Annotated in this window: 21 protein-coding genes; 11 read left to right on the top strand and 10 right to left on the bottom strand. The window is 70.3% G+C overall.

Translation table 11 applies throughout. From position 1 onward, the window contains the following. Positions 1 to 1,039: cystathionine beta-lyase (gene metC, locus VN378_RS00335; RefSeq protein ID WP_325739861.1), on the bottom strand; the 1,039-nt coding region annotated here is incomplete at its 3' end. Positions 1,040 to 1,163: 124 nt separating this feature from the next. Here metC and VN378_RS00330 point away from each other — a divergent pair. Both VN378_RS00330 and VN378_RS00325 read left to right on the top strand, forming a co-directional pair. Beyond that, positions 1,164 to 2,243 (top strand): amino acid ABC transporter substrate-binding protein, encoded by a 1,080-nt coding sequence (locus VN378_RS00330; protein WP_325739859.1) that lies wholly within the window; start codon positions 1,164 to 1,166, stop codon positions 2,241 to 2,243. 28 nt (positions 2,244 to 2,271) lie between these two features. Continuing rightward, on the top strand, positions 2,272 to 3,582 hold the full coding sequence (locus VN378_RS00325; RefSeq protein WP_325739857.1) for a dicarboxylate/amino acid:cation symporter: 1,311 nt from the start codon (positions 2,272 to 2,274) through the stop codon (positions 3,580 to 3,582). 7 nt (positions 3,583 to 3,589) lie between these two features. Here the strand turns inward: VN378_RS00325 and VN378_RS00320 are convergent, their stop codons facing one another. Together VN378_RS00320 and VN378_RS00315 are read right to left on the bottom strand one after the other, a co-directional pair. Further along, positions 3,590 to 4,426, bottom strand: coding sequence for a sulfurtransferase (locus VN378_RS00320; RefSeq protein ID WP_325739855.1), 837 nt, complete (start codon positions 4,424 to 4,426; stop codon positions 3,590 to 3,592). A 20-nt stretch (positions 4,427 to 4,446) separates the two neighbouring features. Continuing rightward, complete coding sequence (locus tag VN378_RS00315; RefSeq protein ID WP_325739853.1) at positions 4,447 to 5,667, bottom strand: cyclopropane-fatty-acyl-phospholipid synthase family protein; 1,221 nt, start codon at positions 5,665 to 5,667, stop codon at positions 4,447 to 4,449. Between the two features lie 286 nt (positions 5,668 to 5,953). On the opposite strand from VN378_RS00315, the gene kdsA reads away from it, so the two are divergent. The 4 genes from kdsA to VN378_RS00295 are packed head-to-tail and all read left to right on the top strand — an operon-like array spanning position 5,954 to position 10,391. Beyond that, complete coding sequence (kdsA, locus tag VN378_RS00310; RefSeq protein ID WP_325739851.1) at positions 5,954 to 6,817, top strand: 3-deoxy-8-phosphooctulonate synthase; 864 nt, start codon at positions 5,954 to 5,956, stop codon at positions 6,815 to 6,817. Positions 6,818 to 6,835: 18 nt separating this feature from the next. Further along, a complete protein-coding gene (gene rfaE2, locus VN378_RS00305) occupies positions 6,836 to 8,290 on the top strand; it encodes a D-glycero-beta-D-manno-heptose 1-phosphate adenylyltransferase (protein WP_325739849.1) in 1,455 nt (484 codons plus the stop codon). After that, entirely contained in the window at positions 8,287 to 9,288 is a 1,002-nt protein-coding gene (gene rfaD, locus VN378_RS00300; RefSeq protein ID WP_325739847.1) for an ADP-glyceromanno-heptose 6-epimerase, read from the top strand. The genes rfaE2 and rfaD overlap by 4 nt, the downstream gene beginning before the upstream one ends. Then, complete coding sequence (locus tag VN378_RS00295) at positions 9,285 to 10,391, top strand: DUF3089 domain-containing protein (RefSeq protein ID WP_325739845.1); 1,107 nt, start codon at positions 9,285 to 9,287, stop codon at positions 10,389 to 10,391. The genes rfaD and VN378_RS00295 overlap by 4 nt, the downstream gene beginning before the upstream one ends. On the opposite strand, the gene recG is transcribed toward VN378_RS00295, so the two are convergent. Further along, positions 10,388 to 12,475: an ATP-dependent DNA helicase RecG gene (gene recG / locus VN378_RS00290; protein WP_325739843.1), complete on the bottom strand. Its 2,088-nt coding sequence runs from the start codon at positions 12,473 to 12,475 to the stop codon at positions 10,388 to 10,390. The genes VN378_RS00295 and recG overlap by 4 nt on opposite strands. Positions 12,476 to 12,558: 83 nt before the next feature. Here recG and VN378_RS00285 point away from each other — a divergent pair, with 83 nt between their 5' ends. From VN378_RS00285 to VN378_RS00275, 3 genes are read left to right on the top strand one after another with little or no spacing between them, the layout of a single operon-like run. Beyond that, positions 12,559 to 12,879: a succinate dehydrogenase assembly factor 2 gene (locus VN378_RS00285; RefSeq protein ID WP_325739841.1), complete on the top strand. Its 321-nt coding sequence runs from the start codon at positions 12,559 to 12,561 to the stop codon at positions 12,877 to 12,879. Further along, positions 12,879 to 16,346: a transcription-repair coupling factor gene (gene mfd / locus VN378_RS00280; protein ID WP_325739839.1), complete on the top strand. Its 3,468-nt coding sequence runs from the start codon at positions 12,879 to 12,881 to the stop codon at positions 16,344 to 16,346. The genes VN378_RS00285 and mfd overlap by 1 nt, the downstream gene beginning before the upstream one ends. 1 nt (position 16,347) lies before the next feature. Beyond that, positions 16,348 to 16,836, top strand: coding sequence for a GNAT family N-acetyltransferase (locus VN378_RS00275; protein WP_325739837.1), 489 nt, complete (start codon positions 16,348 to 16,350; stop codon positions 16,834 to 16,836). A gap of 7 nt (positions 16,837 to 16,843) precedes the next feature. Here the strand turns inward: VN378_RS00275 and VN378_RS00270 are convergent, their stop codons facing one another. From VN378_RS00270 to VN378_RS00260, 3 genes are read right to left on the bottom strand one after another with little or no spacing between them, the layout of a single operon-like run. After that, on the bottom strand, positions 16,844 to 17,587 hold the full coding sequence (locus VN378_RS00270; protein ID WP_325739835.1) for a hypothetical protein: 744 nt from the start codon (positions 17,585 to 17,587) through the stop codon (positions 16,844 to 16,846). 5 nt (positions 17,588 to 17,592) lie between these two features. After that, on the bottom strand, positions 17,593 to 18,204 hold the full coding sequence (locus VN378_RS00265) for a winged helix-turn-helix domain-containing protein (protein WP_325739833.1): 612 nt from the start codon (positions 18,202 to 18,204) through the stop codon (positions 17,593 to 17,595). Between the two features lie 27 nt (positions 18,205 to 18,231). Then, on the bottom strand, positions 18,232 to 19,545 hold the full coding sequence (locus tag VN378_RS00260) for a diguanylate cyclase domain-containing protein (RefSeq protein WP_325739831.1): 1,314 nt from the start codon (positions 19,543 to 19,545) through the stop codon (positions 18,232 to 18,234). A gap of 169 nt (positions 19,546 to 19,714) precedes the next feature. Between VN378_RS00260 and VN378_RS00255 the strand changes: the two genes are divergently transcribed. Then, positions 19,715 to 20,674, top strand: a complete 960-nt coding sequence (locus VN378_RS00255; RefSeq protein ID WP_325739830.1) for a YihY/virulence factor BrkB family protein — start codon at positions 19,715 to 19,717, stop codon at positions 20,672 to 20,674. On the opposite strand, the gene VN378_RS00250 is transcribed toward VN378_RS00255, so the two are convergent. Together VN378_RS00250 and VN378_RS00245 are read right to left on the bottom strand one after the other, a co-directional pair. Further along, positions 20,637 to 20,867 (bottom strand): sulfurtransferase TusA family protein, encoded by a 231-nt coding sequence (locus VN378_RS00250; RefSeq protein ID WP_325739828.1) that lies wholly within the window; start codon positions 20,865 to 20,867, stop codon positions 20,637 to 20,639. The genes VN378_RS00255 and VN378_RS00250 overlap by 38 nt on opposite strands. After that, positions 20,864 to 21,355, bottom strand: coding sequence for a CinA family protein (locus VN378_RS00245; RefSeq protein WP_325739827.1), 492 nt, complete (start codon positions 21,353 to 21,355; stop codon positions 20,864 to 20,866). Before VN378_RS00245 ends, VN378_RS00250 begins: the two co-directional genes overlap by 4 nt. Before the next feature lie 84 nt (positions 21,356 to 21,439). On the opposite strand from VN378_RS00245, the gene VN378_RS00240 reads away from it, so the two are divergent. Then, on the top strand, positions 21,440 to 23,752 hold the full coding sequence (locus VN378_RS00240; RefSeq protein WP_325739826.1) for a fused MFS/spermidine synthase: 2,313 nt from the start codon (positions 21,440 to 21,442) through the stop codon (positions 23,750 to 23,752). Here VN378_RS00240 and VN378_RS00235 read toward each other — a convergent pair. Beyond that, a complete protein-coding gene (locus tag VN378_RS00235; protein ID WP_325739825.1) occupies positions 23,749 to 24,915 on the bottom strand; it encodes a bifunctional 2-C-methyl-D-erythritol 4-phosphate cytidylyltransferase/2-C-methyl-D-erythritol 2,4-cyclodiphosphate synthase in 1,167 nt (388 codons plus the stop codon). The genes VN378_RS00240 and VN378_RS00235 overlap by 4 nt on opposite strands. Between the last annotated feature and the right edge of the window lie 32 nt (positions 24,916 to 24,947).

The following is a 24,947-nucleotide window of genomic DNA, read 5'->3' as shown; positions in this document are numbered from 1 at the left end:
GGCCGGTCTCGTGGGTGATCAGGCTTTCGAACCCGCCCCAGGAGTAGCCGAGGCCGAACAGTTCCAGCGCCGACATCAGGGCGTGGGCGGCGGCCTCGTCGCCGCCTTGCATGACGACGCCGAACAGGGAGGCGGCGCCGGTGTAGTCGCGGCCCCAGAGGGCGTGGCCGACCGAGCCGGGCAGGGCGGGGTAGAGGACGCGGGCCACCTCGGGGCGGGACTGGAGCCAGGTCGCGACGGTCATCGCAGACCGGGCCTGTTCCTCGTAGCGGAGCGGGAGGGTGCGGATACCACGCAGGGCCAGCCAGGCGTCGTCGGCGGAGACCCGCCAGCCGAGATCCTCGATGGTTTCATAGATCGCGCGGCCGACGTCGGTCCCGGCGACGGCGATGGAGCCCATCAGCAGGTCGGAGTGGCCGCCGACGTATTTGGTCACGGCCTGTACGCTGACGTCGACCCCGTGCGCGAGCGGGCGGAAGGCGAGACCGGCGGCCCAGGTATTGTCCATGACGGTGCGGACGCCGCGCGCGCGGCAGGCGGCCGCGAGGGCGGGAACGTCCAGCATCTCGAACGTCAGGGAGCCGGGCGATTCGATCAGCAGGATGCGGGTGCGGTCGGTCAGGCAGGCGAGAACGGCATCGGTCGAGGCTGCGGGATCATGGAAGACGGTCGTTACGCCACGCGCCTTCAGGTGCCGCATCAGGAAGCGGCGGGTCGGGCCGTAAACCGCGTCCGTCGTAACGATCTCGTCGCCGGGGCGCGCCAACGCCGTCAGGGGTACGGTGACGGCGGCGAGTCCGGAGGGGACCAGCCAGGCGTCGGCGGCGCCTTCGAGGTCGGCCAGGGCCGCGCGCAGTTCGCGGGCGGCGGTCAGGTCCTCGATGCCGTAGACGGGACCGGACGTTTCGTCCCGCATAGCGCCCGGCGCGTCGTTCAGCAGGGTCGAGGCCCGCTCGACCGGCGGAGCGACGGGGCGGCGGCCACGGCCCCGCCGGGTGGCGGAAGCGATCAGTCGGGTGCGGTCACTGCGGTCGGGCATTCGGGCCGTGGGAAGGCTTGCGGTTCAGTCTGCAAAAGCCTCTAAAGCGAGGCGGGGCGCAAGGTCTGACGACTTCAGCGAGGCGCGAATGAGGGCAGGTTTGGCAGGACGCTGGACAGCGGGCGTGGCGATCGCAGCCGCAGCCCTGACGCTGCTCGCCTGTGGGCGGGGCGACCGCGAAGCCGGGAGCGACGCGGGCGAGGACGCCGGCGTCCAGACGAATACTGCGGCCCCGACCTTCGCCAGCCCGACCCTGGCCGCGATCAAGCGGCGCGGCCGGCTGAATTGCGGCGTGCATGAGGGGCTGGTCGGCTTCGCCTATACGGACAACCGGGGACAGTGGCGGGGCTTCGACGCCGATTTCTGCCGCGCCCTGGCGGCGGCGGTGCTGGGCGACGCGGATGCAGTGCGCTTCGTGCCCCTGACCAGCAGCCAGAGGTTCGAGGCCCTGCGCAGCGGACGCGTCGACGTGTTGTGGCGCTCGACGTCGTGGACCCTGTCGCGGGAGGCGCAGGAAGGGGTCCGGTTCGCCGGCATCAACTACTACGACGGCCAGGGTTTCCTCGTGCGGCGCTCGCTGGATCTGGCCAGCGCGGCGGAGCTGAACGGGGCGCGGATCTGCGTGCAGCGGGCCTCGACCTCGGAACTGAATGTCGCCGACTGGTTCCGCTCGCGGGGGCTGGAGTACACGCCCGTGATCGCCGCCAATGAGGAGGCGGCCCGGGCGGCGTACGGGCGCGAGGACTGCGACGCCCTGAGCGCGGACATTTCGGCGCTGGCGGCGGCCCGCACCACCCTGTCGAACCCCGAACAGCACGCGGTCCTGCCGGACGTCATCTCCAAGGAACCGCTGGGGCCGGCGGTCAAGCGCGGCGACGAGGCCTGGACGTCGATCGTCCGCTGGACCCTGAACGCGGTGATCCTCGCGGAGGAATTGGGGGTGACCCGGGAGAACGTCGATCAGTTGGCCGAGGATTCGCGCGATCCCCGCATCCGTCGCCTTCTGGGGACCGAGGGCGACTTCGGACCCTTGATGGGATTGCGCAGGGATTGGGCGAGGTTGGCGATCGAAGCCGAGGGAAATTATGGGGAAATCTTCGCGCGGAATGTCGGGGCGGAATCATCGCTCGACCTGACGCGCGGGCTTAACGCACAATGGAACGCAACGCCGGGCGGACTGATCTACGCCCTGCCGATCCGATAACGACATCGGCCGCGGGCCGGGGGGACGCATGGAAACGACGAAAAAGGGCGGCGTGCCGCTCTATCTGTGGATGCTGCTGGGCTTCGCAGTCGGCCTGGGGGGCGGACTGTACGTCAATCTGACGGGCCAGACGGTGATCCCGGCGGTGATGGAGATCATCCAGGCGGTCGGCCAGATCTTCCTGCGCCTGCTGTTCATGCTGGTCCTGCCGCTGCTGTTCGCAGCGCTGGCGGTCGGCGTGGCCGAGATGGGAGATCTGAAGTCCCTGGGCCGCGTCGGCTTCAAGACCCTGGTCTTCACCGTCGTGGTTTCGGCCATCGCCGTCGGCATCGGCCTGGGCATGGTCAATCTGTTCCGACCGGGCGACGGGGTCGATCCGGTGCTGGCGCAACAACTGCTGGCCCAGGGCGCCGACGGCGCCTCGGCCATCGTCGGCAATGCGCCCAAGAGCATCGAGGCGGGCCAGTTCTTCCTCGACATGATCCCGTCCAACGTCTTCACGGCGGCGGCCGAGAACCAGATCCTGCCGGTGATGATCTTCGCCCTGATCTTCGGCATCGGCATGGTCATGGCCAGGAGCCCGGCCACCGACGCCCTCCAGACCGCCCTGCAGGGGCTGCTGGAGGTGATGATGAAGCTGATCAACCTGGTCATCAAACTGGCTCCGTTCGCGATCGCGGCCCTGATGTTCAACCTGTCGGCGGTGTTCGGCTGGGACCTGCTGGTGCGGCTGGGCGCCTACGCCGGCGTCGCCATCGGGGCGATGGCGATCCACATGTTCATCGTCTATCCGCTGCTGGTCTGGATCTTCGGGGGCATGAACCCGCTGAAATTCGCCAACGGGGTGCGCGAGCCCTTCGTGGTGGCCTTTTCCACCGCCTCGTCCAACGCCACCCTGCCGATCGCCATCAAGGCGGCGGAAGAGAAGCTGAAGCTGCCGCGGCGCATCTCGCGCTTCGTGCTGACGGTAGGGGCGACGGCCAACCAGAACGGCACGGCCCTGTTCGAGGGGGTCACGGTCCTGTTCCTGGCCCAGTTCTTCGGCGTCGACCTGAACCTGCAGCAGCAGCTGGTGGTGATGCTGGTCTGCATCCTGGGCGGCATCGGCACGGCGGGCGTGCCGGCGGGGTCGCTGCCCGTCATCGCCCTGATCCTGACCATGGTCGGGGTGCCGGCCGAGGGCATCGGCCTGATCCTGGGCGTCGACCGCTTCCTCGACATGTGCCGCACCACGCTGAACGTCACCGGCGATCTGGTGGCGGCGACGGTGGTGTCGCGCGGCGAGGCCGATGTGCCGGCCGAGATCGCGGGACCGGAGCCGGTCGCGCCGCCGGCCTGATGCCCGCCTAGGGGGCGGCTACTTCGGTATCCGACCGGCCGCCCCATTCGGCCCAGCTGCCGTCATAGAGGCGGGACGGCTTGCCCAGCACGGCCAGTCCCAGCGACAGGATGGCGGCGGTGACGCCGGAGCCGCAACTGGTGATCGCGGGACGATCCGGATCGACGCCGGCGGTCCGGAAGGCCTGCGCCAGCGCCGGCCCGCGTTTCATCGTCCCGTCGGCCTCCAGCAGGACCGGAAAGGGCAGGTTCAGCGCGCCGGGCATATGGCCGGACCGCAGGCCGGCGCGGGGTTCGGGTTCGCGGCCGTGGAAACGGCCGGCGGAGCGGGCGTCCAGCACCTGATTTCCGGTTTTCAGCGCGGTGCGAACATCGGCAAGGCCGGCGACGGCTCCGGCGTCGAGCCGTGGCGAGAAGACGGCGACGACCGGGGCGGCGGCCGGCCCCCTCTCCACCGGACGGCCTTCCGCCCGCCATTTCGGCAGGCCCCCGTCCAGCACACGGACGTTCGCTGCGCCCATGACGCGGAACATCCACCAGGCCCGGGCCGACGAGCGGATGCCGACGGTGTCGTAGACGACGATCGCGTCCCGATCCGAAATCCCGAGGCTCCCCATGCGGGCGGCGAAGGCGGCGGGCGTGGGCAGCATGTGCGGCAGCGGGCTGTCAGGCCCGGAGCTGGCGTCGAGATCGAAGAAGACGGCGCCGGGCAGCCGGGCGGCCGCGAAATCGGGCCGGCCGTCGCGACCGTCCAGATGCCAGCTGGCGTCGATGAGGCGCAGGCCCGGTTCGCCCAGCCGGGCGGCGAGGTCTTGGGTCGAAATCAGGGGCGAGGGATCGTTCATGGCGTCGTCCGGCGCGCCGGTCAGCCGCGCGCGAGCACCAGCTGTATGACGTCGGTCCGGGCCGAGCGGAAGCCGGCCTCGCAATAGGCGAGATAGAAGCGCCACAGCCGCCGGAACCGCTCGTCGAACCCCTTCATGCGGCTGATCTCGCCCCACGCGCCCTGGAAGCGTTCGTCCCAGAGCCTAAGGGTGTCGGCGTAGTCCCGGCCGAACCGCTCGACGGCGCGCCAGGCCAGACCGGCGCGGTCGATGACGGGCTTCAGCGCTTCCTCGGACGGGAGCATGCCGCCCGGGAAGATGTATTTCTGGATGAAGTCGGTGCGCTTGTTGTAGCCGCCGAACAGGGCGTCATCGATGGTGATGATCTGCAGGCCCGCCTTGCCGCCGGGCTTCAGCACGTCGTGAATCCTGTCGAAATAGGCCGGCCAGTATTCCATGCCCACGGCCTCGAACATCTCGATGGAGGCGACACGGTCGAAGGTCCCCTCAACGTCGCGATAGTCGATCAGCTGGATGTCGACGCGGTCGGAGAGGCCCGCGTTGAACATGCGCTGGCGGGCGAAGTCGTACTGTTCCCGGGAGATGGTGACGCCCGAGACCCGGGCGCCGATCTCCTTCGCCGCGAACTCGGCGAAACCGCCCCAGCCGCAGCCGATCTCGAGCACCGACTGGCCGGACTGCAGGTCCATCAGCCGGGCGAGGGAGGCGTATTTCTCGCGCTGGGCCGCCTCCAGCGCCATGCCGGCCCGCGCGAACCGGGCCGAGGAATAGGTCATCGTTGAGTCAAGCCACGACGCATAGAAGGCGTTGCCGAGGTCGTAGTGGGCGTGGATGTTCTTGCGGGCGCCGGAGCGGCTGTTGCGGTTCATCCGGTGGGACAGCCAGTGGACCGCCTTCATCGCCGGGTGGCCCTGGATCAGGCGGCGGATGTGGTCGTGGTTGTGGGCGAAGGACTCCAGCAGGGCGGCCAGCTGCGGGCTGTCCCATTCGCCGGCCATATAGCCCTCGGCGAACCCGATATCCCCGGAGGCCAGGACACGGCGGGCGAAGCGGTAATCCTTGACGTCGAGGGTGGTCGACAGGCCGGGTTCGGAGCCCTCCAGCCGGTGGGTTTCGCCGTTCGGGAGCCGGACGGTCAGCCGGCCGAAGGTCCAGTTGGAGGCCAGAAGGCGCAGCAGCAGGGCGAACCCGCGGGGGGTGCGGGTCTGGGCCTCCGGGCGCTCGGCGGTGACCGACGTCATGGCTGCGACTGTCCGATAGAAGCCGGATCGGCGTCAATCCGTTTGCCGACTCTGGCGGCCTGACCGTTTGTCTGCATCGTCCCATGCTCCCCAAGGTCGAACGGAAGATCGGGGAACCGTCGCCGCTTCGCAAGCATCCGGCCGTTTCCGACAGTCGCGTCGCCTTCGGTGGCCATGCGGGCGGGCGCCGTGATAGCTTGCGAACCTCTCCGTCCGACGCCACCTGATCGCCGCAAGCGTGCGGCATCGACCGCGCGCCGCCAGTCGCAAATCCGGGAAACCCGCCTTGTCCAGACCCAACGCCGTCATCGACATCAAGGAAGGCCTGAAGCGCCCCGTCAGCATCGGCGGCGGTCAGCGCATCGTCTTCATCGCCGGCCCGTGCCAGCTGGAAAGCCGCCAGCACGCGCTGGAGATGGCTCACGCGCTGAAGGAGATCGGCGAGCGGCTGAACGTCGGCGTCATCTACAAGACCAGTTTCGACAAGGCGAACCGCACCAGCGCCACCGCCGCGCGGGGGTTCGGTCTGGAAGGTTCGCTGCCGATCTTCGCCGAGATCCGCGAGGTCACCGGCCTGCCGGTGCTGACCGACGTGCACACCGAGGAGCATTGCCGGATCGCCGCCGAGGTCGTGGACGTGCTGCAGATTCCGGCCTTCCTGAGCCGCCAGACCGACCTGCTGCTGGCCGCCGCGGCGACGGGCAAGGTCATCAACGTCAAGAAGGGCCAGTTCCTGGCGCCCTGGGATATGAAGAACGTCATCGCCAAGGTGGTCGGGGCGGGCAATCCCAACGTGATGGCCTGCGAGCGGGGGGCCAGCTTCGGCTACAACACCCTGGTGTCGGACATGCGGGCCCTGCCGATCCTGCGCGAGATCGGCTGTCCGGTGGTGTTCGACGCGACCCACAGCGTGCAGCAGCCGGGCGGGCAGGGGACCTCCTCGGGCGGCCAGCGCGAGTTCGTGCCGGTGCTGGCGCGAGCGGCCGTCGCCGTGGGCGTGGACGCGGTCTTCATGGAAACGCACCAGGACCCCGACAATGCGCCGTCGGACGGACCGAACATGGTGCCGCTGGACCAGTTCGAGGCCCTTTGCGCCGACCTCATCGCCTATGACGACCTGACCAAGGCGCGGATGGCGAAGGCCGCCTGAATCCGATAGGCCAGAGGGATGGCTGAACGCACGCTCGATCTCGGTGAATTGCAGGCGCTGCTGGAGCGCGTGCGCGGGCTCAAGGTCGCCTGCGTCGGCGACCTGATGCTGGACCGCTATGTCTATGGCGAGGTCAGCCGGATCTCGCCGGAGGCGCCGATCCCCGTGCTGCGGATGCGCCGGACCATCGCCATGCCGGGCGGCGTGGGCAATGTTGCCCGCAATGTCGCCGCGTTGGGCGGGGTCGCGCGGCTGGGCGCCGTGGCGGGGCAGGATGCGGCCGGCGACGAACTGGCGGCACTGATCGCGGGCGAGCCGGGCATCGAGGACGCCGTCGAACGCCGCGCCGGGGTGGCCACCATCGTCAAGACGCGCTTCGTCGCCGCCGGCCAGCAGTTGCTGCGGCTGGACGAGGAGGCGGCGGCGTTGATGGGAGATGAAAGTGACGCATTCACAGGCGCTTCCGTCTATTTGTTATCGGACTACTCCAAGGGCGTGGTCAGCGATCTGGTGATCGCCCAGGCATTGTCGGCGGCGCAGAAGAGCGGCGCGCCGGTGGTGGTGGATCCCAAAGGCCGCGACTTCGCCCGCTATGGCGCGGTCGATCTGATCAAGCCCAACGCCAGCGAACTGGCCGCCGCCACCGGCCTGCCGGTCGAGAGCGACGCCGAGGTCGAGGCGGCGCTGAAGGCCCTGCTGCACGCCACGACCGCCAAGGCGGTGGTGGTCACGCGGGCCGGCAAGGGCATGAGCCTGATGCGGCGCGGCGAGGCGGCGAAACATTTCCCCGGCCGGGCGCGCGAGGTGTTCGATGTCTCGGGCGCCGGCGACACCGGCCTGGCGGCGCTGGGGCTGGCCCTCGGCGCGGGCGCGTCGCTGGAGACGGCGGTGGAGTTCGCCATCCTCGCCTCGGGCGTGGTGGTCGGCAAGGCCGGCACCGCGGTGGTCACGCCGGCCGAGCTGATCGACGCCGAGATGAGCCAGCACGCCGCGGGCGCCCACGCCAAGGTCATGCCGCTGGAGGAACTGGCGCATGTGGTCGAAGGCTGGAAGCGGCAGGGGCTGAAGGTCGGCTTCACCAACGGCTGTTTCGACATCCTGCATCGCGGCCATGTCGCCTATCTGGCCCAGGCGCGCGGCTGGTGCGACCGGCTGGTGGTGGCGCTGAACACGGACGCCTCCGTGCGGCGGCTCAAGGGCGAAGGGCGGCCGATCAACGATCTGGACAGCCGGGCCGTGGTCATCGGAGGCCTTCAGTCCGTGGATCGCGTGACCGCCTTCGACGATCCGACGCCGTTGGCCCTGATCGAACGGCTTCGGCCGGACGTACTGATCAAGGGGGCAGACTACACCCGCGAGGGCGTGGTCGGCGGCGATCTGGTCGAGAGCTGGGGCGGCGAGGTGAAGCTGGCGACGTTCGAGGACGGCTATTCGACCACGAAGACGGTCGAGAAACTGAAGGGCGAAGCATGATCCGGCGCATGATCGTGGTGACAGGCGGAGCCGGCTTCATCGGCTCGAACATCGTCGCGCGCCTGTGCGACGAGGGGCGGCGCGACATCGTCGTCTGCGACCGTCTGGAGACGGCCGATCTCGGCAAGTGGAAGAACCTGGCCAAACACGCCATCGCCGACTTCTGGGCGCCGGAAGAGCTGTTCGAAGGCCTGGAGCGGAACGCCGAACGCATCGAGGCCGTGGTGCATATGGGGGCCATTTCCTCGACGACCGAGCCGGACGCGGACCTGATCCTGCACACCAATTTCAGCCTGTCGCGGGACCTGTGGGCCTGGTGCGCCCTGCGCGACGCCCGGCTGATCTACGCCTCGTCGGCGGCGACCTATGGCGACGGAGGACTGGGGTTCGAGGACCATGACGATCTTCGGTCTTTGTCTGCACTCAGACCGCTAAATGCCTATGGCTATTCGAAATATCTGTTCGACCAGTATGCAGCGCGTCAGGCTCAGATGCGGACGGCGCCGACCCAGTGGGCGGGGCTCAAATTCTTCAACGTCTATGGACCCAACGAGTACCACAAGGGCGGGATGAAGTCGGTCGTGGCCCAGATCTGGCCGAAGGTTCAGGCCGACCAGCCGGTGACCCTGTTCCGTTCGCACAATCCCAACTACGCCGACGGCGGCCAGATGCGCGACTTCGTCTTCGTCGACGACGTGGTCGACATGGTCGAATGGCTGCTGGAGACGCCCGAGGTGTCGGGCGTGTTCAACGCCGGATCGGGGCAGGCGCGGTCGTTTCTCGACCTGGCCAACGCAACCTTCGCGGCTGCGGGCAAGACACCGCGGATCGAATACGTTGATACGCCGGAAAGCATCCGCGACAAGTATCAGTATTTCACCGAGGCCCGGATGGAGCGGGTGCGCGCCGCCGGCTTCGGCGGGCAGTCGACGCCGCTGGAAGAGGGCGTGCGCCGCTATGTGCAGGACTTCCTGGCCACGGCGGATCCGTATCGATGAGGGGCGGCGGCCTGACCTTTCGGCAGTGGGTCGGCTGGACAGGCCTGGCGATCATCTTCGTGCTGACCGCCGCCGTGGCGGTGTGGCGCGGAGACATCCTCCGGGCCGGGCTGGACCCGCAGGTGCCGTTCCAGACCTATACGCCGCCGCCCGCGCCGGACTATGCGACGCCCGCGGCCTGGGCCTTGCGGGAAACGCGGACGCCGGACGCCGGGCCGGCGGCCGTCTTCTTCGTCCATTCGACCACCTATGACGGCGGCCGCGAGTGGAACGGCCCGATCGGGGACCGGGACGCGGACGCCTGGCTGAGCCGGGTGGTTCTGCCCAACTACGCCGGGCCGTTCGCGCGGGCCGGCGCCATAAGCGCGCCGCGATACCGGCAAGGCAGCCTCTACACCCGGCTGACGCTGCGCGAGGACGCGCGCGAGGCGCGGGCGTTCGCCTATGGGGATGTTCGGGCGGCCTTCGACGTCTGGCTTTCGGGGCATCCGGCAGGGCCCATCGTGCTGGCCGGGGTGGAGCAGGGCGGCGACATCGTCGAACGGCTGGTGCGCGAGCGCGTGGCGCCGGATTCCGATCTGCGCCGACGGCTGGTCGCGGCCTATCTGATCGACGTGGTCGCCGCGGCGGACGGCCTGTCGCCCCAGGTCCCCGCCTGCGCCCGGCGCGATCAGGTCGGCTGCGTGGTCGGCTGGTCCCCGGTGGGCGAGGGCAATGACGGGGCGGCGCGGCGGCGGCTGCGGCGGGCGCTGGTCTGGGACGCGCGGGGGCGTCTGATCGATCTGGACGGCCGGCCGGCGCTATGCGTCAATCCGGTGACCGGCTCGACCGACACGGCTCCCGTCGAGGCGCGGCTGCACAAGGGGGCGACCAACGCCACGGGGCTGGAATGGGGCGCCCGGCCGGCCCTGATGGCCCGCGAAATCGCCGCCCAGTGCCGCGGCGGCCTGCTGCGTCACACGGAGCCGACGACGGAGTCCTTCCGCGAGACCGGCAGCTGGACGGATCGAAGAAAATCCCGCCCTTACAACCTGTTCTATGGCGATATTGAAGCCGATGTTCAGGCGCGTCTGACGGCGTGGCGGGCGCGTTCAGCGGCCTAGTCGATCCCCGGACGGTCGTTGCGCCAGTCGAACAGGGCCTCCAGCACCCGGACCGCCTCGCCCCGGGGGCTGGTCAGATCGGGATCGCGGCCCAGCACCAGCCGGGCGTCATCGGCGGCGGCCAGCAGCAGCGAGCGGTGCCGGATCGGGTCGGCGAAGCGATAGGCGGGGAAGCCGCTCTGTTTGAGCCCGAGCGGGTCGCCGCCGCCGCGCAGGCGGAAATCCTCCTCGGCGATCTCGAAGCCGTCCTCGGTGCGGCGCAGGGTCTCCAGCCGCGTCCTCGCCGTCTCGCCGAGGCCGTCGTCGCCGCCGCCGTACAGCAGGATGCAGGCGCTGGCCTTGGCCCCGCGGCCGACCCGGCCGCGCAACTGGTGCAGCTGGGCCAGGCCGAAGCGGTCGGCGTGTTCGATGACCATGATGGTGGCGTTGGGCACGTCGACGCCGACCTCGACCACGGTGGTGGCGACCAGCAGGGGCAGGCGGCCGTCGGCGAAGTCGGCCATGACCGCCTCGCGTTCGGGCCCCGGCATCTGGCCGTGGGCGAGGCCGACCTCGACCTTGAGGATGCGGCGCAGGTCGGCGGCGCGGGCCTCGGCGGCGGCGAGGTCGGACGCCTCGCTCTCGGCCACCAGCGGGCAGATCCAGTAGGCCTGGGCGCCGCTGTCGATCGCCGCCTTGAGCCGTTTCGCCACTTCGCCGATGCGGGCCAGCGGCAGGACGGCGGTGGTGACCGGGGTGCGGCCCGGCGGCTTCTCCATCAGGCGCGACACCTCCAGTTCGCCGTACTGGGTCAGCTCCAGGGTGCGCGGGATGGGGGTGGCCGACATGGTCAGCAGATGGACGCCGCCGGTGCGCGGGTCGCCCTTGGCCTGGAGCCGCTGGCGCTCGTTGACGCCGAAGCGGTGCTGTTCGTCGATGACCGCCAGCGCCAGCCGGTCGAAGCGGACGGCGTCCTGGAACAGGGCGTGGGTGCCGATGGCGACCTGGGCCTCTCCTGACGCGAGGGCGGCGAGGCGGGCCCGGCGCTCTGCGGGGGTATCGCGGCCGGTCAGGAGGACGGCGGTGACGCCGGCCGCCTCCATCATGGGGGCGATGCGCTGGAAATGCTGGCGGGCGAGGATTTCGGTCGGCGCCATCAGGGCGGACTGGAAGCCCGAGGCGGCGGCGTCGGCCAATGCGAGTGCGGCGACGGCGGTCTTGCCCGAGCCGACGTCGCCCTGCAGCAGCCGGCCCATCTGTTCGCCCGAGGCGATGTCGCGGCGGATTTCGGCGATGGCCTGATGCTGGGCGCCGGTCAGCTGGAAGGGCAGCGAGTCCAGAAGGCGGGCCGAGGCCTCCCCCGGATGGATCACCGGCGCGGGCGTGATCTGGCGGGCGCGCCGGCGCCGGGCCAGGGCCAGCTGGTGGGCGAACAGTTCGTCATAGGCCAGACGCTGGCGGGCCGGCGCGTCGGGCTCCAGATCGGGCTCGGCCTCGGGGGCGTGCAGGCGTTCCAGGGCGGCGCGCCAGCCGGGCCAGCGGGTTTTCACCAGCCAGGCGGGGTCCTGCCATTCGGGCAGATCGGGCGCTTGCTGCATGGCGGCCTGGACCAGTTTGCGAATGACGCGGGAGGACAGACCCTGGGTCGCGGGGTAGACGGGCTCGATGGCCGGGATGTCGCCGGCCTGTTCGGGGATGAAGATGTCCGGGTGGACGATCTGCACCTCGTTGTTGAAGCGCTCGACCTTGCCGGTCACGAGCCGCGTCTGGCCCCGGGGCAGCAGGCGGTCGATGTGCTGGGCCGAGCCGCCGAACCAGATCAGGTGGACGAAGCCGGTGGCGTCGGTCGCCCGCACCTTGATCGGCGCGCCGGGCTTCGGCGGGACGATCAGGCGGTCGACGGTGACCTCGAATATCCCGACCTGGCCCTCGGCGGCGTCCACGGCGGTCATCGGGCGGCGCACGATCAGGCCCGAGGGCGACAGGAACAGGACGTCGCGCACCAGCGGCCCCGCCAGTTTCCGGACCAGCGGCAGCACCTTGGGGCCCACGCCTTTCAGGGTGGACGCCTCGGCGAACAGGGGAAAGAGAATCTCGGGCCGCATCGTGCGACAGCATAGCTGGCGAAACGGCGGGGGGAACGCTATCTGACCCGTCCTGTTTACCGACTGACCGGGCAAGGAAGCTTGTGGCCGATATAGACGCGCGTCCCGAAGAGGCTTCCGCCCGCGAGCGGCTGGGCCGGATCGTGTTCCGGGCCTGGCGGCGCGGATTCCGCGAGGCTGACCTGGTGCTGGGTCCGTTCGCGGACCAGGTCGGCCCGACGCTGAACGACGACGAACTGAATTCCCTGGAGGCTCTGCTGGCCGAAGACGACGATCACCGACTGTACGCCTGGATCATCGGCAGCGAGCCGACGCCCCCGGCGCACGACACGGCCGTGATGGGCAAGATCCGCGATTTCATGCGCGACCACGTCGCCGCCGCCGTGGCCGAGGGCGCCGGCTGATGGACGCTGCGGTTCCCAAACGGGACGATCAGGAACTGGGCGGCGCGCCGGAAGGGCTGGACGCTCTGACGGTCGCTGAGCGGCTGCGGGCCGAGGGCGGCGTCGGTGTTTTCGTGGCGCGCGACTACGCCCGCATGGGCGAGTTCGTTCAGGCCTTCGGCTTCTTCGCCCAAGACATCGAGGTCATCGAGTTTCCGGCCTGGGACTGCCTCCCCTACGACCGGCTGAGCCCCTCGTCGTCCGTGTCGGCCGAGCGGATGGCGGCGCTGACGAAACTGGCGCAGCGGCAGCCCGGCGACCGCCGTCCGACGCTGGTCGTGACCACGGTCGGCGCCGCGATCCAGCGGACGCCGCCGCGCGAGGTGACGTCCGGCGCCGGGTTCGAGACGACGGTCGGCCTCGACCTCGATACGGCGGCGCTGGAGCGCTATTTCGGGGCCAACGGCTATATGCGCGCCTCCACCGTGTCAGAGCGCGGCGAGTTCGCGGTGCGGGGCGGGGTGATCGATGTCTATCCGCCGGGCTTCGAGGAGCCGGTGCGTCTGGACATGTTCGGTTCGGAGCTGGAATCGATCCGCACCTTCGACCCGGCGACGCAGCGGTCGACGGGACAGAGGCGCGAGGTCTCACTGGCGCCGGTGTCCGAAGCGCTGCTGGACCCCGACAGCATCTCGCGCTTCCGCACCGGCTATCTGAGCCTGTTCGGGGCGGCGGGCGACGATCCGCTGTATTCCGCCATCAGCGAAGGCGCGCGGCGGCAGGGCATGGAGCACTGGCTGCCGCTGCTCTACGACCGGCTGGAGACGCTGTTCGACTATCTGCCCGACGACGCCAGGGTGTTCCTGGACAACCAGGTCGAGGCGGCGCGGGCCGAGCGCTTGACCCTGACGCGGGACGCTTACGAGGCGCGGCGCGACGCGGCGATCAGCCGGAAGGCGGGGAGCGGAGGATCAGCCTATCGCGCCCTGCCGCCCGAGCGGCTGTATCTGGACGAGGGCGACTGGAACAACGCCCTGGCCGGGCGGTGGGTGCGGCGGATGTCGCCTTTCCATGGACCGGGCGAGGACGCCGGCGGGCGGCTGGGGCGCAGCTTCGCGGCCGAGCGGGCGCAGGACAGCGTCAATCTGTTCGAGGCCGTGGCGCGTCACGCCGAGGCGGTGAAGGCGGCCGGGAAACGGGTGCTGTTCGCCTCCTGGACCGAGGGCTCGTCCGAACGTCTGGCCGCCATGCTGGCCGACCACGGGCTGGAGCATGTGGTCGCCGTGCGCGACTGGGCCGATGTCCAGAAGGCGCCGAAGGACCTGTATCTGCGCGGGGTCCTGCCGGTCGAGCACGGGTTCGAAACCGACGCCGTGGCTGTCATTTCCGAAACCGACATCCTCGGCGACCGGCTGGCGCGGCCGCGCAAGAAACGCCGGGCGTCGAACTTCCTGGCCGAGGCCTCGGCGCTGACGACCGGCGATCTGGTCGTCCATCTGGATCATGGCATCGGCCGCTATGAGGGGCTGAAGACGCTGGACATCCAGCAGGCGCCGCACGATTGCCTGGAGCTGGTCTACGCCGGCGACAGCAAGCTGTATCTGCCGGTCGAGAACATCGACCTGCTGACCCGCTACGGCAGCGACTCCGACGGGGCGCAGCTGGACCGGCTGGGCGGGGCGGGCTGGCAGGCGCGCAAGGCGAAGGCCAAGGCCCGTCTGCGCGACATGGCCGAGGGGCTGATCGCCCTGGCGGCCAAGCGGTCGCTGCGCAGTTCAGACCCGATCGTTCCGCCGCACGGCCTGTTCGACGAGTTCTGCGCCCGCTTCCCGTACGAGGAGACGGACGACCAGCTGAACGCCATCGGCGACGTGCTGGAGGATCTCGGCAAGGGCACGCCGATGGACCGGCTGATCTGTGGCGACGTCGGCTTCGGCAAGACCGAGGTGGCGCTGCGCGCCGCCTTCGTGGTCGCCATGACGGGCCAGCAGGTGGCCATCGTCTGTCCGACGACCCTGCTGGCGCGGCAGCATTTCAAGACCTTCAGCGAGCGGTTCGCGGGCTGGCCCGTCAAGGTGCGGCACCTGTCGCGGATGGTGACGGCGAAGGACGCCGCCGAGACGCGGGCGGGGCTGAAGGACGGCTCGTTCGAGATTGTCGTCGGCACCCATGCGGTCTTGAGCGAACAGGTCGGGTTCAAGGACCTGGGCCTTGTTATCGTTGATGAAGAGCAGCATTTCGGGGTCAAGCACAAGGAGAAGCTGAAGTCCCTGCGGGCCGACGTTCACCTGCTGACCCTGACGGCCACGCCGATCCCCCGGACGCTGCAGATGGCCCTGTCAGGCATTCGCGAGATGTCGATCATCGCCACCCCGCCGGTCGATCGTCTGGCGGTGCGGACCTATGTGACGCCGTGGGATCCGGTGCTGGTGCGCGAGGCGCTGCTGCGCGAGAAATACCGCGGCGGGCAGGCCTATTATGTCGTGCCGCGCCTCAGCGATCTGCCGGACATCGAGAAATTCCTGCGCGAGCAGGTCCCCGAGATCAAATTCGTGGTCGGCCACGGCCAGATGTCGCCGACCCAGCTGGAAGACGTGATGAGCGCCTTCTACGACGGCAGCTACGACCTGCTGCTGTCGACCACCATCGTCGAGAGCGGCCTGGACGTGCCGACGGCCAACACCCTGATCGTGCACAAGGCCGACATGTTCGGCCTCGCCCAGCTGCACCAGATCCGCGGCCGCATCGGCCGGGCCAAGGCGCGCGCCTTCGCCTATCTGACCACCCCGCCGGACAAGCCGATGAGCCTGTCGTCCGAGCGGCGGCTGCAGGTGCTGCAGTCGCTGGACAACCTCGGCGCCGGCTTCCAGCTGGCCAGCCACGATCTGGACCAGCGCGGCGGCGGCAATCTGCTGGGCGACGAACAGTCAGGCCATATCCGCGAGGTCGGGGTCGAGCTGTACCAGCAGATGCTGGAAGATGCGGTGGCTGAACTGCGCCAGTCGGGCGAGGGCGGGGGCGCCGTCGACCGCGGCTGGTCTCCGGCCATCAACGTCGGCGCGGCCGTATTGATTCCAGAGGATTATGTCCCGGACCTGAACGTGCGTCTGAGCCTCTATCGCCGTCTCTCGGACGCCGAGAACAGCGAAACGCGCGAGGCTCTGGCCGCCGAACTGATCGACCGGTTCGGGCCGCTGCCGGACGAGGCGAAACAGCTGCTGCGCATCGTCGGCATCAAGGCCAACTGCAAGACCGCCTGTATCGAACGCATCGACATCGGGCCCAAGGGGGCGGTGCTGACGCTGCGGAACAACGAATTCCCCAATCCGATGGGGCTGGTCGGGCTGATCCAGAAGAACCACGCCTTCTGGAAGCTGCGGCCCGACCAGAAGATCGTGGTCAAGGGCGAATGGGACACGGCCGCGGAACGGCTGAAGGTCGCCGAACGCATCACCGCCGATCTGGCGCGGGTGGCGGGGGCGGGCTGAGGTGCGTATCCGGGAGGCGACAGGCGCGGACTGGCCGGCGATCTGGCCGATCGTCGAGGCCGTGGTGCGGGCCGGCGACACCTACACCTATCCGCGCGACCTCGACGAGACGTTCGGCCAAACCCTGTGGATGCAGTCGTCCCCGGGCGTGACGCTGGTGGCCGTGGACGACGACGGACGGGTCGTGGGCACGGCGAAGCTCGGGCCGAACCAGATGGGTCCGGGGTCCCACGTGGCCAACGCCAGTTTCATGGTGGCGGCGGAGGCCCGGGGCCGAGGCGTCGGCCGCGCGCTGGGCGAGGCGGTCCTGGCCCGGGCGAGGGAGGACGGCTATCGCGCCATGCAGTTCAACGCGGTCGTCGAGGCCAACAAGGCTGCTGTGGCCCTGTGGACGGCCCTGGGTTTCGAGGTCATCGGCACGGCGCCGGAGGCGTTCGACCATCCCCGCGAGGGACTGGTCGGCCTGCACATCATGTACCGGGGGCTCTGACGGCGGCCTAGCTCTCGTGCGGGGCGGCGTTCTCGAAGCGCTGATCCCACCAGGTCTTCCAGCGGCTTTCCAGATCGGCGAAGGCTGCGTCAGACAGGCCGTAGGTCGTCAGGGTCAGCATGGTCGAGCCGCGCGGGCGCTTGTCTTCCTTCGGCGGGCTGTCCAGCACGACCAGCAGGCCGTCGCCCCATGCGTCGACGGTGACGCCGATCTGGTGGCGCGCCGTGAACCAGACCCGGCCGGCGGCGTCCGCGTCGGGGCCCAGCGGCATCGCATAAGACTCGCCGGGCGCCGGAGCGGCGTCGAGACCCAGCGCCGACCGGCCCAGCCCGTCGGCGCGCGGCGGGCCGGAGAAGAAGATGGTGCGGCGCGTCTGGCCGGGGTGGCGGGCGAAGGCGAAGGCCAGTTGCTGCGTGAAGGAAATCCAGCCCTCGATCATGCCGTCGAACACGTCGGTCCACTCGCCCGCGGGGGCGGAACGGACCACGCGGACAAGGCTGGCAGCGCCCCGCGCCTCGACCTCATAGCGGTCGTTGACGCCGACGAAGGTGACGGTCCGGCGCGCTTCGTCGGCCTCGGCGTGGGTGACGAAGATGAAGTCGATCTCGTCCTTCAGGGTGTCGGCGTCCCAGCCGAACCAGTTCCTGATCTGCTGCGGATCGCGCAGGGCGGCCCAGACCGCGTCGGCGGGGGCGGGCACGGTGACCTCGACGAGAACGTGGTCTTCCATGGGTTTGGCGGCTTCGGTCATGACGGTCAGTTCCTGGCTGGAGCGACTTTGGGCGTCGCCGGGTATGCGGCGGCGGTGAGGCGGTAACGGCGACCCGAAGAGGCCGAATATTTGCGGGCCAGACTCGCGACGGCGGCGCTGACCTCTTCGGTGAAGGCGTCGAAATCGGCGGGTGCGGCGAAGGTGACGTCCGCCTCGACCGTCAGGGTCAGCAGGCGCGAGCCTTCCGCAGCCGCGTCCTGGCGCATGCGGGCGACGTCGCGGACGATGGTCGAGGCGGTGGAGATCAGATGGTCGGCGGCGTGGCGGTCCTGGGCCTCGACCGCGTCGGGGTCGGGCGGGGGCTGCATCATGGCCGGGTCGAAGACGTAGCTTTGGGCGGCGACGAACAGGCGTTCGGTGAAGCCGCGCCTGCGCCGCTCCTCCGCCAGCTGGATCAGGCCCGCGGCCTCAAGCGCGCGAAGATGGTGGCCGATGTTCTGGCGTGGCAGGCCCAGTTTTTCCGACAGGCCCGCGGCGGAGGCCGGTTCGGTCAGGGCGGCGAGGATGCGCCGGCGGATCGGGGCCAGCGCCAGCAGGGCGGTGTCCACGTCGTCGAGCAGGGCTGAAGGTCGCGCCGTCATGACGCGAACCTGCATTAGACAAATCATATTGTCAAATGGGCGTCAGGCCTGGGACCGGACATCCCCGGAGGCGCGCTCCAGCACGGCGGCGGGGGATTCTCCCGGCGCGATTTCGGCCACCCCGACCTCGAACTCGACCACGAACGGGGAACGATCGGGACCGGCGTCAAAGGCGGTGCAGCCGATGACGGCGGCGATCCGGTCGGCGGCGATCCGTCCCGACGGTCCGTGCGTCGCGGGCAGGGCGAGGGCGAAGACGTCGGGCGACAGCCGCGCCGCCGTGTCCTCGGTGCGGATCAGGCGCGAGACCATGGCTCCGATCTGGGGCAGGGCCCGATCCAGCCAGCCGCCCTTGCGGGCCTCGACGACCGCCTCGGTTTCGGAGACGCGCAGCACGGCGACGGAGAGCGGGCGGCGGCGCAGCCGGGCGCCCTCGGCGACGCGGGCCAGGTGGCTGGCGAACAGCTGGGGCGTGAACAGGCCTGTGGCGGGATCGGTCAGGCCGGAGCCGCGGGCGCTTTCCAGCGCCTTGCGGATGGCGACGTGACGACGGTGGGCGCGGGCCAGGGCGGCGATCCGCTCGGCGGTCTCGTCCTCCGGCGTGTCGGCGGCTGCGACGTCGGCGAAGCCGCGGTTGTAGAGCTCGGCCAGGTTGATCTCGCCGGCGCCGCGCAGATAGAGCACGGCGGGGATATGATACAGGCGCGTATTCCGCTTCATGCCAGAGGCGATCGACAGGGCCGGAGTGTGGTCCTCGGCCCCCCACAGGACGGCCGCGTCAAACGGCTTTTCGTGCAGGTAGTCGAAGGCGGTATAGGGCGTCGGCGCGGCCACGACCTCGCAGCCCCGTTCGGTCAGGGCGTTGGACAGGGCGAGGAAATGCCGGTCCGGCTTGCCCGCCGCCAGCACCCGGAGCGGGGTCGCGTCGGCGTCGACGAGGGGCAGGGGCTGGCCGCGGGCGGCGAAGGTGGCCTCGCGCAGGCTGACCTCCTCCTCGGCGATGGCCGAGCGAATCAGGTTTTCCAGACGCAGGGCCGCCTGGGCGGCGTGGGGCGGATTCGACATGGCGATGTCGGCTGAACCCGGCTCCCAGGACGCGGCCTCGGCGCCGATGGCGAGGACGGGCAGGCGGCGGGGCGACACGGTCTGGCGCAGGGCGGTGACGCCCTCGGCCGCGTTGGGCAGGCGGGCGTCCAGGAGCACCGCCTCCAGCGGCCAGTCGATCAGCGTCTGCACGGCGCCCGCCAGCGAACGCGCGGTGACCGTGCGCCAGCCAAGGGCGTCCAGCCCCTGACACAGCGGACCGACCAGGTCATCGTCGGGTGCGACGACCAGAATGCGCGGATCGGAACCCAAGGGCGGTGTCTCCAACCGCGTCCAGCCCCGGGCGCGGTTTCATGGCGGCGGACCATAGCGACCGTCGGCGCCTGTAAGCAACGGGTCCGCGGCCTCTATCCCTGGCGCCCGCTTTCACCCGGCGCGAATTGCGGTAGAAGTGCGCGCTTCAACGGTTGTGGGGACCGGCTTGCAAGCCAAATCGGATATTGAAACCGCTGCGCGCTGGGCCACGCCCATGCTGTGGGGCCGGCTGGCGGTCAAGGCGTTCACGCGCAGCTGGGGCCGCGACGTGATGCTGTACACCGGCGGGGTGTCGTTCTTCGCCCTGCTGGCGGTGTTTCCGGCGATCGCCATCCTGATCGGCTTTTACAAGGCCGTGCTGTCGATCGCCCAGGTCAGCGAACAGGCGGCGGCCCTGGCCGACGTCATGCCGGCGGCGGCGCGCGCCATCTTCCGGGCCGAGATCGAGCGGCTGGCCAATGCCTCGGCGCGGACGGTTTCCGCGCAGAGCTTCTTCGCCGTGGTCATCGGCGGATACGCCGCGCATCGTGGTTTCAAGGCCCTGCTGGCCGGGCTGAACCTGATCCATGACGAGAAGGAGCCGCACGGCTTCTTCAAGTTCAACCTGCTGGCCTTCTTCGTCGCCCTGGCCGCCTTCTTGCTGTTCACCGTGGTCTCGGGCGCCGTGGTCACCTCGCGACTGCTGGAACACGCCGGCCCGATCGCGGAGGGAACGCCGCCGCCGTCCGGCATCGCGCTGGACGGACTGTGGCCCGCCCTCGGTCTCGCGATCGGCCTGACCATGCTCTACCGCTACGCCATGTCTCACCGGACGCCGGTGGCCTGGGCGCCGTCGATCGTCGGAGGGCTGGTGGCGACGGTGATGTCGACGGTCTCGTCATGGCTGTGCGCCATCTATGTCGAGCAGATCGCGCCGCTGGGCGCGACCTACGGCTCGGTCGGCGCGGTGGTGGTGCTGCTGATCTGGCTGTCGTGGAACGTCAACGCCATCTTCTACGGCGGCGCCTTCGCCACCGAGATGGAGATCGCCGCCCGCTCGATCGGCGCCCCCGAGATCGAACCGGACGCGCCCCTGCCGGAGAGCGTGGTCAATCTGTCGGAACGGCGGGCGTCTCGACGACGATAGTCAGCACGCCCTCCGCCTCCTCGACCGAGACGACGCGGCCGCCCGTTCCGCTCATCAGATGGGGCACGTCGATGCGGGCCATGGGGTCCGTCGCGAGCAGGGTCAGCCGCGCGCCGGCGGGCGCCGCGCGCATCGCCTTCTGAAGCTTCAGACTGGGGGTCGGGCAGCGATGGCCGCGGGCGTCGACGATCATGCGCCGATCCGGTCGAGCAGCAGGCGCAGGGCGACGCGCACGCCTTCGAGGCGGATGGCCTCGCGACCGAGGTCGCCGAAACGATGCTCGGCGTGGATCAGGCCGGACGGGCCCGATGCGGCGAAGTGGACAAGGCCCACCGGCTTCCCGTCGGAGCCGCCGCCCGGGCCCGCGATCCCGGTGATCGCGACCGAGACGGCGGCGGCCGAGCGGCGGACGGCGCCCTCGGCCATGGCGCGGGCGACAGGTTCGGAGACCGCGCCGTGGGCCTCGATCAGGCCGGCGGGGACGCCCAGCATCTCGCTCTTGGCGGCGTTGCTGTAGGTCACGAAGCCGCGTTCGACCGCCGCCGAGGAACCGGGGATGGCGGTCAGGGCGCCCGCGACCAGGCCGCCGGTGCAGCTTTCGGCCAGGGCGATCAACAGGCTCCGCGCGATGGCCGCTTCGACCACCCGCCGGGCCAGTGCGTCAATATCATCGGGGAACATCGGGCAGGGGCCTTCCGAAGGGGCGGCGAGTCGGTCCAGGGTGGGGCAAGGCGCCCGCTGACGGCGCCAGCATACGGGGCGGGCATGAGCGACACCACCGGGGACACGGCGATCGAGGCGGGCGCGCCGGACAAGCCGGCCGATCGGCTGACGCCGATGCTGTTCGCCCTCGCCATCTTCACCTCGGCCTCGCTGGTGTTCGTGGTCCAGCCGATGGTGACCAAGCTGGTCCTGCCCATGCTGGGCGGATCGCCGGCGGTGTGGAACACGGCGATGGTCTTCTTCCAGACCGCCCTGCTGGCCGGCTACGCCTACGCCCACGTCCTGCAGAAGGTCGGATCGATCAGGACCCAGGTGGCGATCCATCTGGGCCTGCTGGTGCTGGCCGGGCTGTTTCTGCCGCTGCGAGTCAACGGCTGGCTGGGAGACCCCGACCCATCGGCGCCCGTCGGCTGGCTGCTGGCGACCCTGGCCCTGTCGGTGGGCGCGCCGTTCGCCGTCCTGTCGGCGACGGCTCCGCTGCTGCAGGCCTGGTACGCGCGGGTGCGCGCCGGCTACGCCGACGGGAAAAATCCCTATGTGCTGTACGCCGCCTCGAACCTCGGCAGCTTCCTGGCGCTGCTGTCCTATCCGGCCCTGATCGAGCCGCTTGCGACCCTTTCGGGCCAGCGGTGGGGCTGGAGCGGCGGCTACGCCGCCTTCATGCTGATGATCGTCGCCCTCGCCCTCGTGGTCTGGCGCCGCCGGCTGGACCGCACGGCCGAGCCCGCCCGGCTGGCGGCCAGTCCGCCCATGACGCTGCGCGAGAAGGTCGTTCTGGTGCTGCTGGCCGCCGCGCCGTCCAGCCTGATGCTGGGGGTGACCTCGCACCTGTCGACGGACGTGGCCTCGGCGCCCTTCCTGTGGGTGGCGCCGCTGGCCCTGTATCTGCTGACCTTCGTCATCGCCTTCCAGAACAGGCCGTGGATCCCGTTGACGACGACCCTGCCGGTGCAGGCGGCGATCGGGGCGGTCTGCGTGCTGACCGTGGCCTTCCGCTCGTCGAACTGGAGCATGGCCTTCGCCATCCACCTGATCGCCTTCTTCTTCGCCGCCCTGATGTGCCACCAGCTGCTGGCGGCGCGGCGGCCGGCGCCGGACCGGCTGACGGAATTCTATCTGCTGATGTCGCTGGGCGGCGTGGTCGGCGGCGCCTTCACCGCCCTGGTCGCGCCGGTCATCTTCAACATGGTCTGGGAGTATCCGCTGGTCCTGGTGCTGGTCGGCCTGGCCCGGCCGTGGGGCAGGGGGCCGCTGAACGCGACCCAAACGGGCATCCTCCTGGCCGCCGCCGTCGTGGCGGCCTCGCCCGTGCTGCTGTCGCTGTGGCTGAACAGCAACGACGGGGCGCGGGCGGCCTTCTACGCCACCTCGCCGTTCCAGATGGGCCAGCTGGCCATGATCATCCTGTTGCCGGCGGCCATCTGCGCCTTCCTCCTGCGCGACCGGGCGCTGGCCTTCACCGCCATCCTGCTGATGATCACCCTGTCGTCGCAGTGGATCGCGCGCGGCTATGACTGGAGCTGGTCGGGGCGCAGCTTCTTCGGCGTCATGCGCGTGGCCAATTCGCCCGATCCGCGGCTGGGCGGCGACGTTCATGTGCTGATGCACGGCACGACCCTGCACGGGGCCCAGGCGCGGGATCCGCGCTTCGACTGCGTGCCGACGCTGTACTACGCCCCCGCCACCCCCATCGGTCAGGCGGCCGAGATGGTCGAACGGCGGGGTCCGGCCCGGATCGGCGTCGTCGGCCAGGGCTCGGGCGCCATGGCGACCTACCGTCGGGCCGAGGATTCGATGACCTTCTTCGAGATCGATCCGATGGTCGACCGGCTGTCGCGGGACCCGGCCTGGTTTACCTACATCTCGCACTGCGCCGCGGGACCGATCGACACCGTTCTGGGGGACGCGCGCCTGACCCTGGCGAAGCAGCCGGCGGGATCGTACGACCTGCTGATCATCGACGCCTTCTCGTCCGACGCCGTGCCGACCCACCTGCTGACGGCCGAGGCCATCGCCGGCTATCTCAAGCTGCTCAAGCCGGACGGCGTGGTGGTGCTGCATCTGTCGAACCGCAACCTCGACATCACCCTTCCGGCCGTCGCGGCCGCCCAGGCCCTGGGCAGGCCGAGCCTGCACCAGATCTACTATGAGGGGGATGCGACCCCGGAGATGGCCGAGGCCTCGACCGAGGCCCTGATCCTGTCGCCGACGCCCGAGGGACTGGCGGACTTCCGCGCCGATGCGCGCTGGAAGCAGCCTCTGCCGACGACGGTCCGGCCATGGACGGACGACTACGTCAACCTGTTCGGCTCGCTGTGGCGGAGCATGTTCCCGCCGGCGGAACGGCCGCTCTAGGCGGGCAGCTCGATCGTCGCCAGGGCCTGGGCGGCCAGGCCTTCGCCCCGGCCGGTGAAACCCATGGCCTCGGTCGTGGTGGCCTTGACGCTGACCGCATCGAGCGGAAGCGACAGGATGCCGGCGAGGCGCTCGCGCATGGCCTGACGGTGCGGCTTCACCTTGGGCCGTTCGCAGATCAGGGTCACATCGACGTTGACGAGCCGGCCGCCCCGCGCGGTCAGCCGTTCCACGGCGTGGACCAGGAAGCGGTCCGAAGCGGCGCCCTTCCATTGCGGATCGGTGGGCGGGAAATGGTCGCCGATGTCGCCGTCGCCCATGGCCCCGAGGATGGCGTCGGTCAGGGCGTGCAGTCCGGCGTCGGCGTCGGAATGGCCGATCAGCGTCTGGTCGTGGGGGATTTCCACGCCGCACAGCCAGACCGAGGTCCCGGGCCCCCAGCGGTGGGCGTCGAAGCCCTGACCCACCCGGATCTGGCGGGGAATGAGCGCTTCGGCCATGGCGAAATCCTCGGGGAAGGTCAGTTTCATCAGCCGCGCGTCGCCCTCGACGATGCGGACGCGGCCGCCGGCGCGCTCCAGCACGGCGGCCTCGTCGGTGGCGGGTTCGGCGTCGGGCCAGGCGGCACAGGCGTCGACGATGGCCTGATAGCGGAAGGCTTGCGGAGTCTGGGCGCGCCACAGGCCGTCGCGCTCGACCGCGCCTGCGACAAGTCCGCCCGCCGCGCGGCGCAGGCTGTCGGCGACGGGCAGGGCGGGCAGGGCGCCGTCGGCATGGTCGAGAGAGTCGATGAGGCGATGGATGACGTCGGCGCCGAGCAGCGGCCGGGCGGCGTCGTGGATCAGGACGGGACGGTCGCCGGGGCCGCCGAGGGCCTGCAGGCCGCTTCGGACCGAAGCTGCGCGGGTGTCGCCGCCCGTGGCCAGCCGCCAGCCCGAAAGACCGGCGAGGGCGGTCTGCGCCTCGGCTTCCGCGCCAGCGGAGACCACGACCACCAGATCCTGGGCGCCGGCCTTCAGCAGGGCCTCGACCGACCAGCGGACGACCGGCTTGCCGGCCAGCAACCGCCACTGCTTGGCCCCTCCGGCGCGGGAGCCGGAGCCGGCGGCGACCACGATGGCGGCGAAGGCGGGCGCGGCCGGGACCGGAGCGGGATGCGTCATCCCCGGCCTTCTAATCGCCGCGGTTGCGCTTG

The organism is Brevundimonas sp., assembly GCF_035561115.1.
In the GTDB taxonomy this organism is placed as follows: Bacteria; Pseudomonadota; Alphaproteobacteria; order Caulobacterales; family Caulobacteraceae; genus Brevundimonas.
Note: the sequence above shows the minus strand (reverse complement) of the source record. Positions and strands in the feature narration are given on the sequence as shown.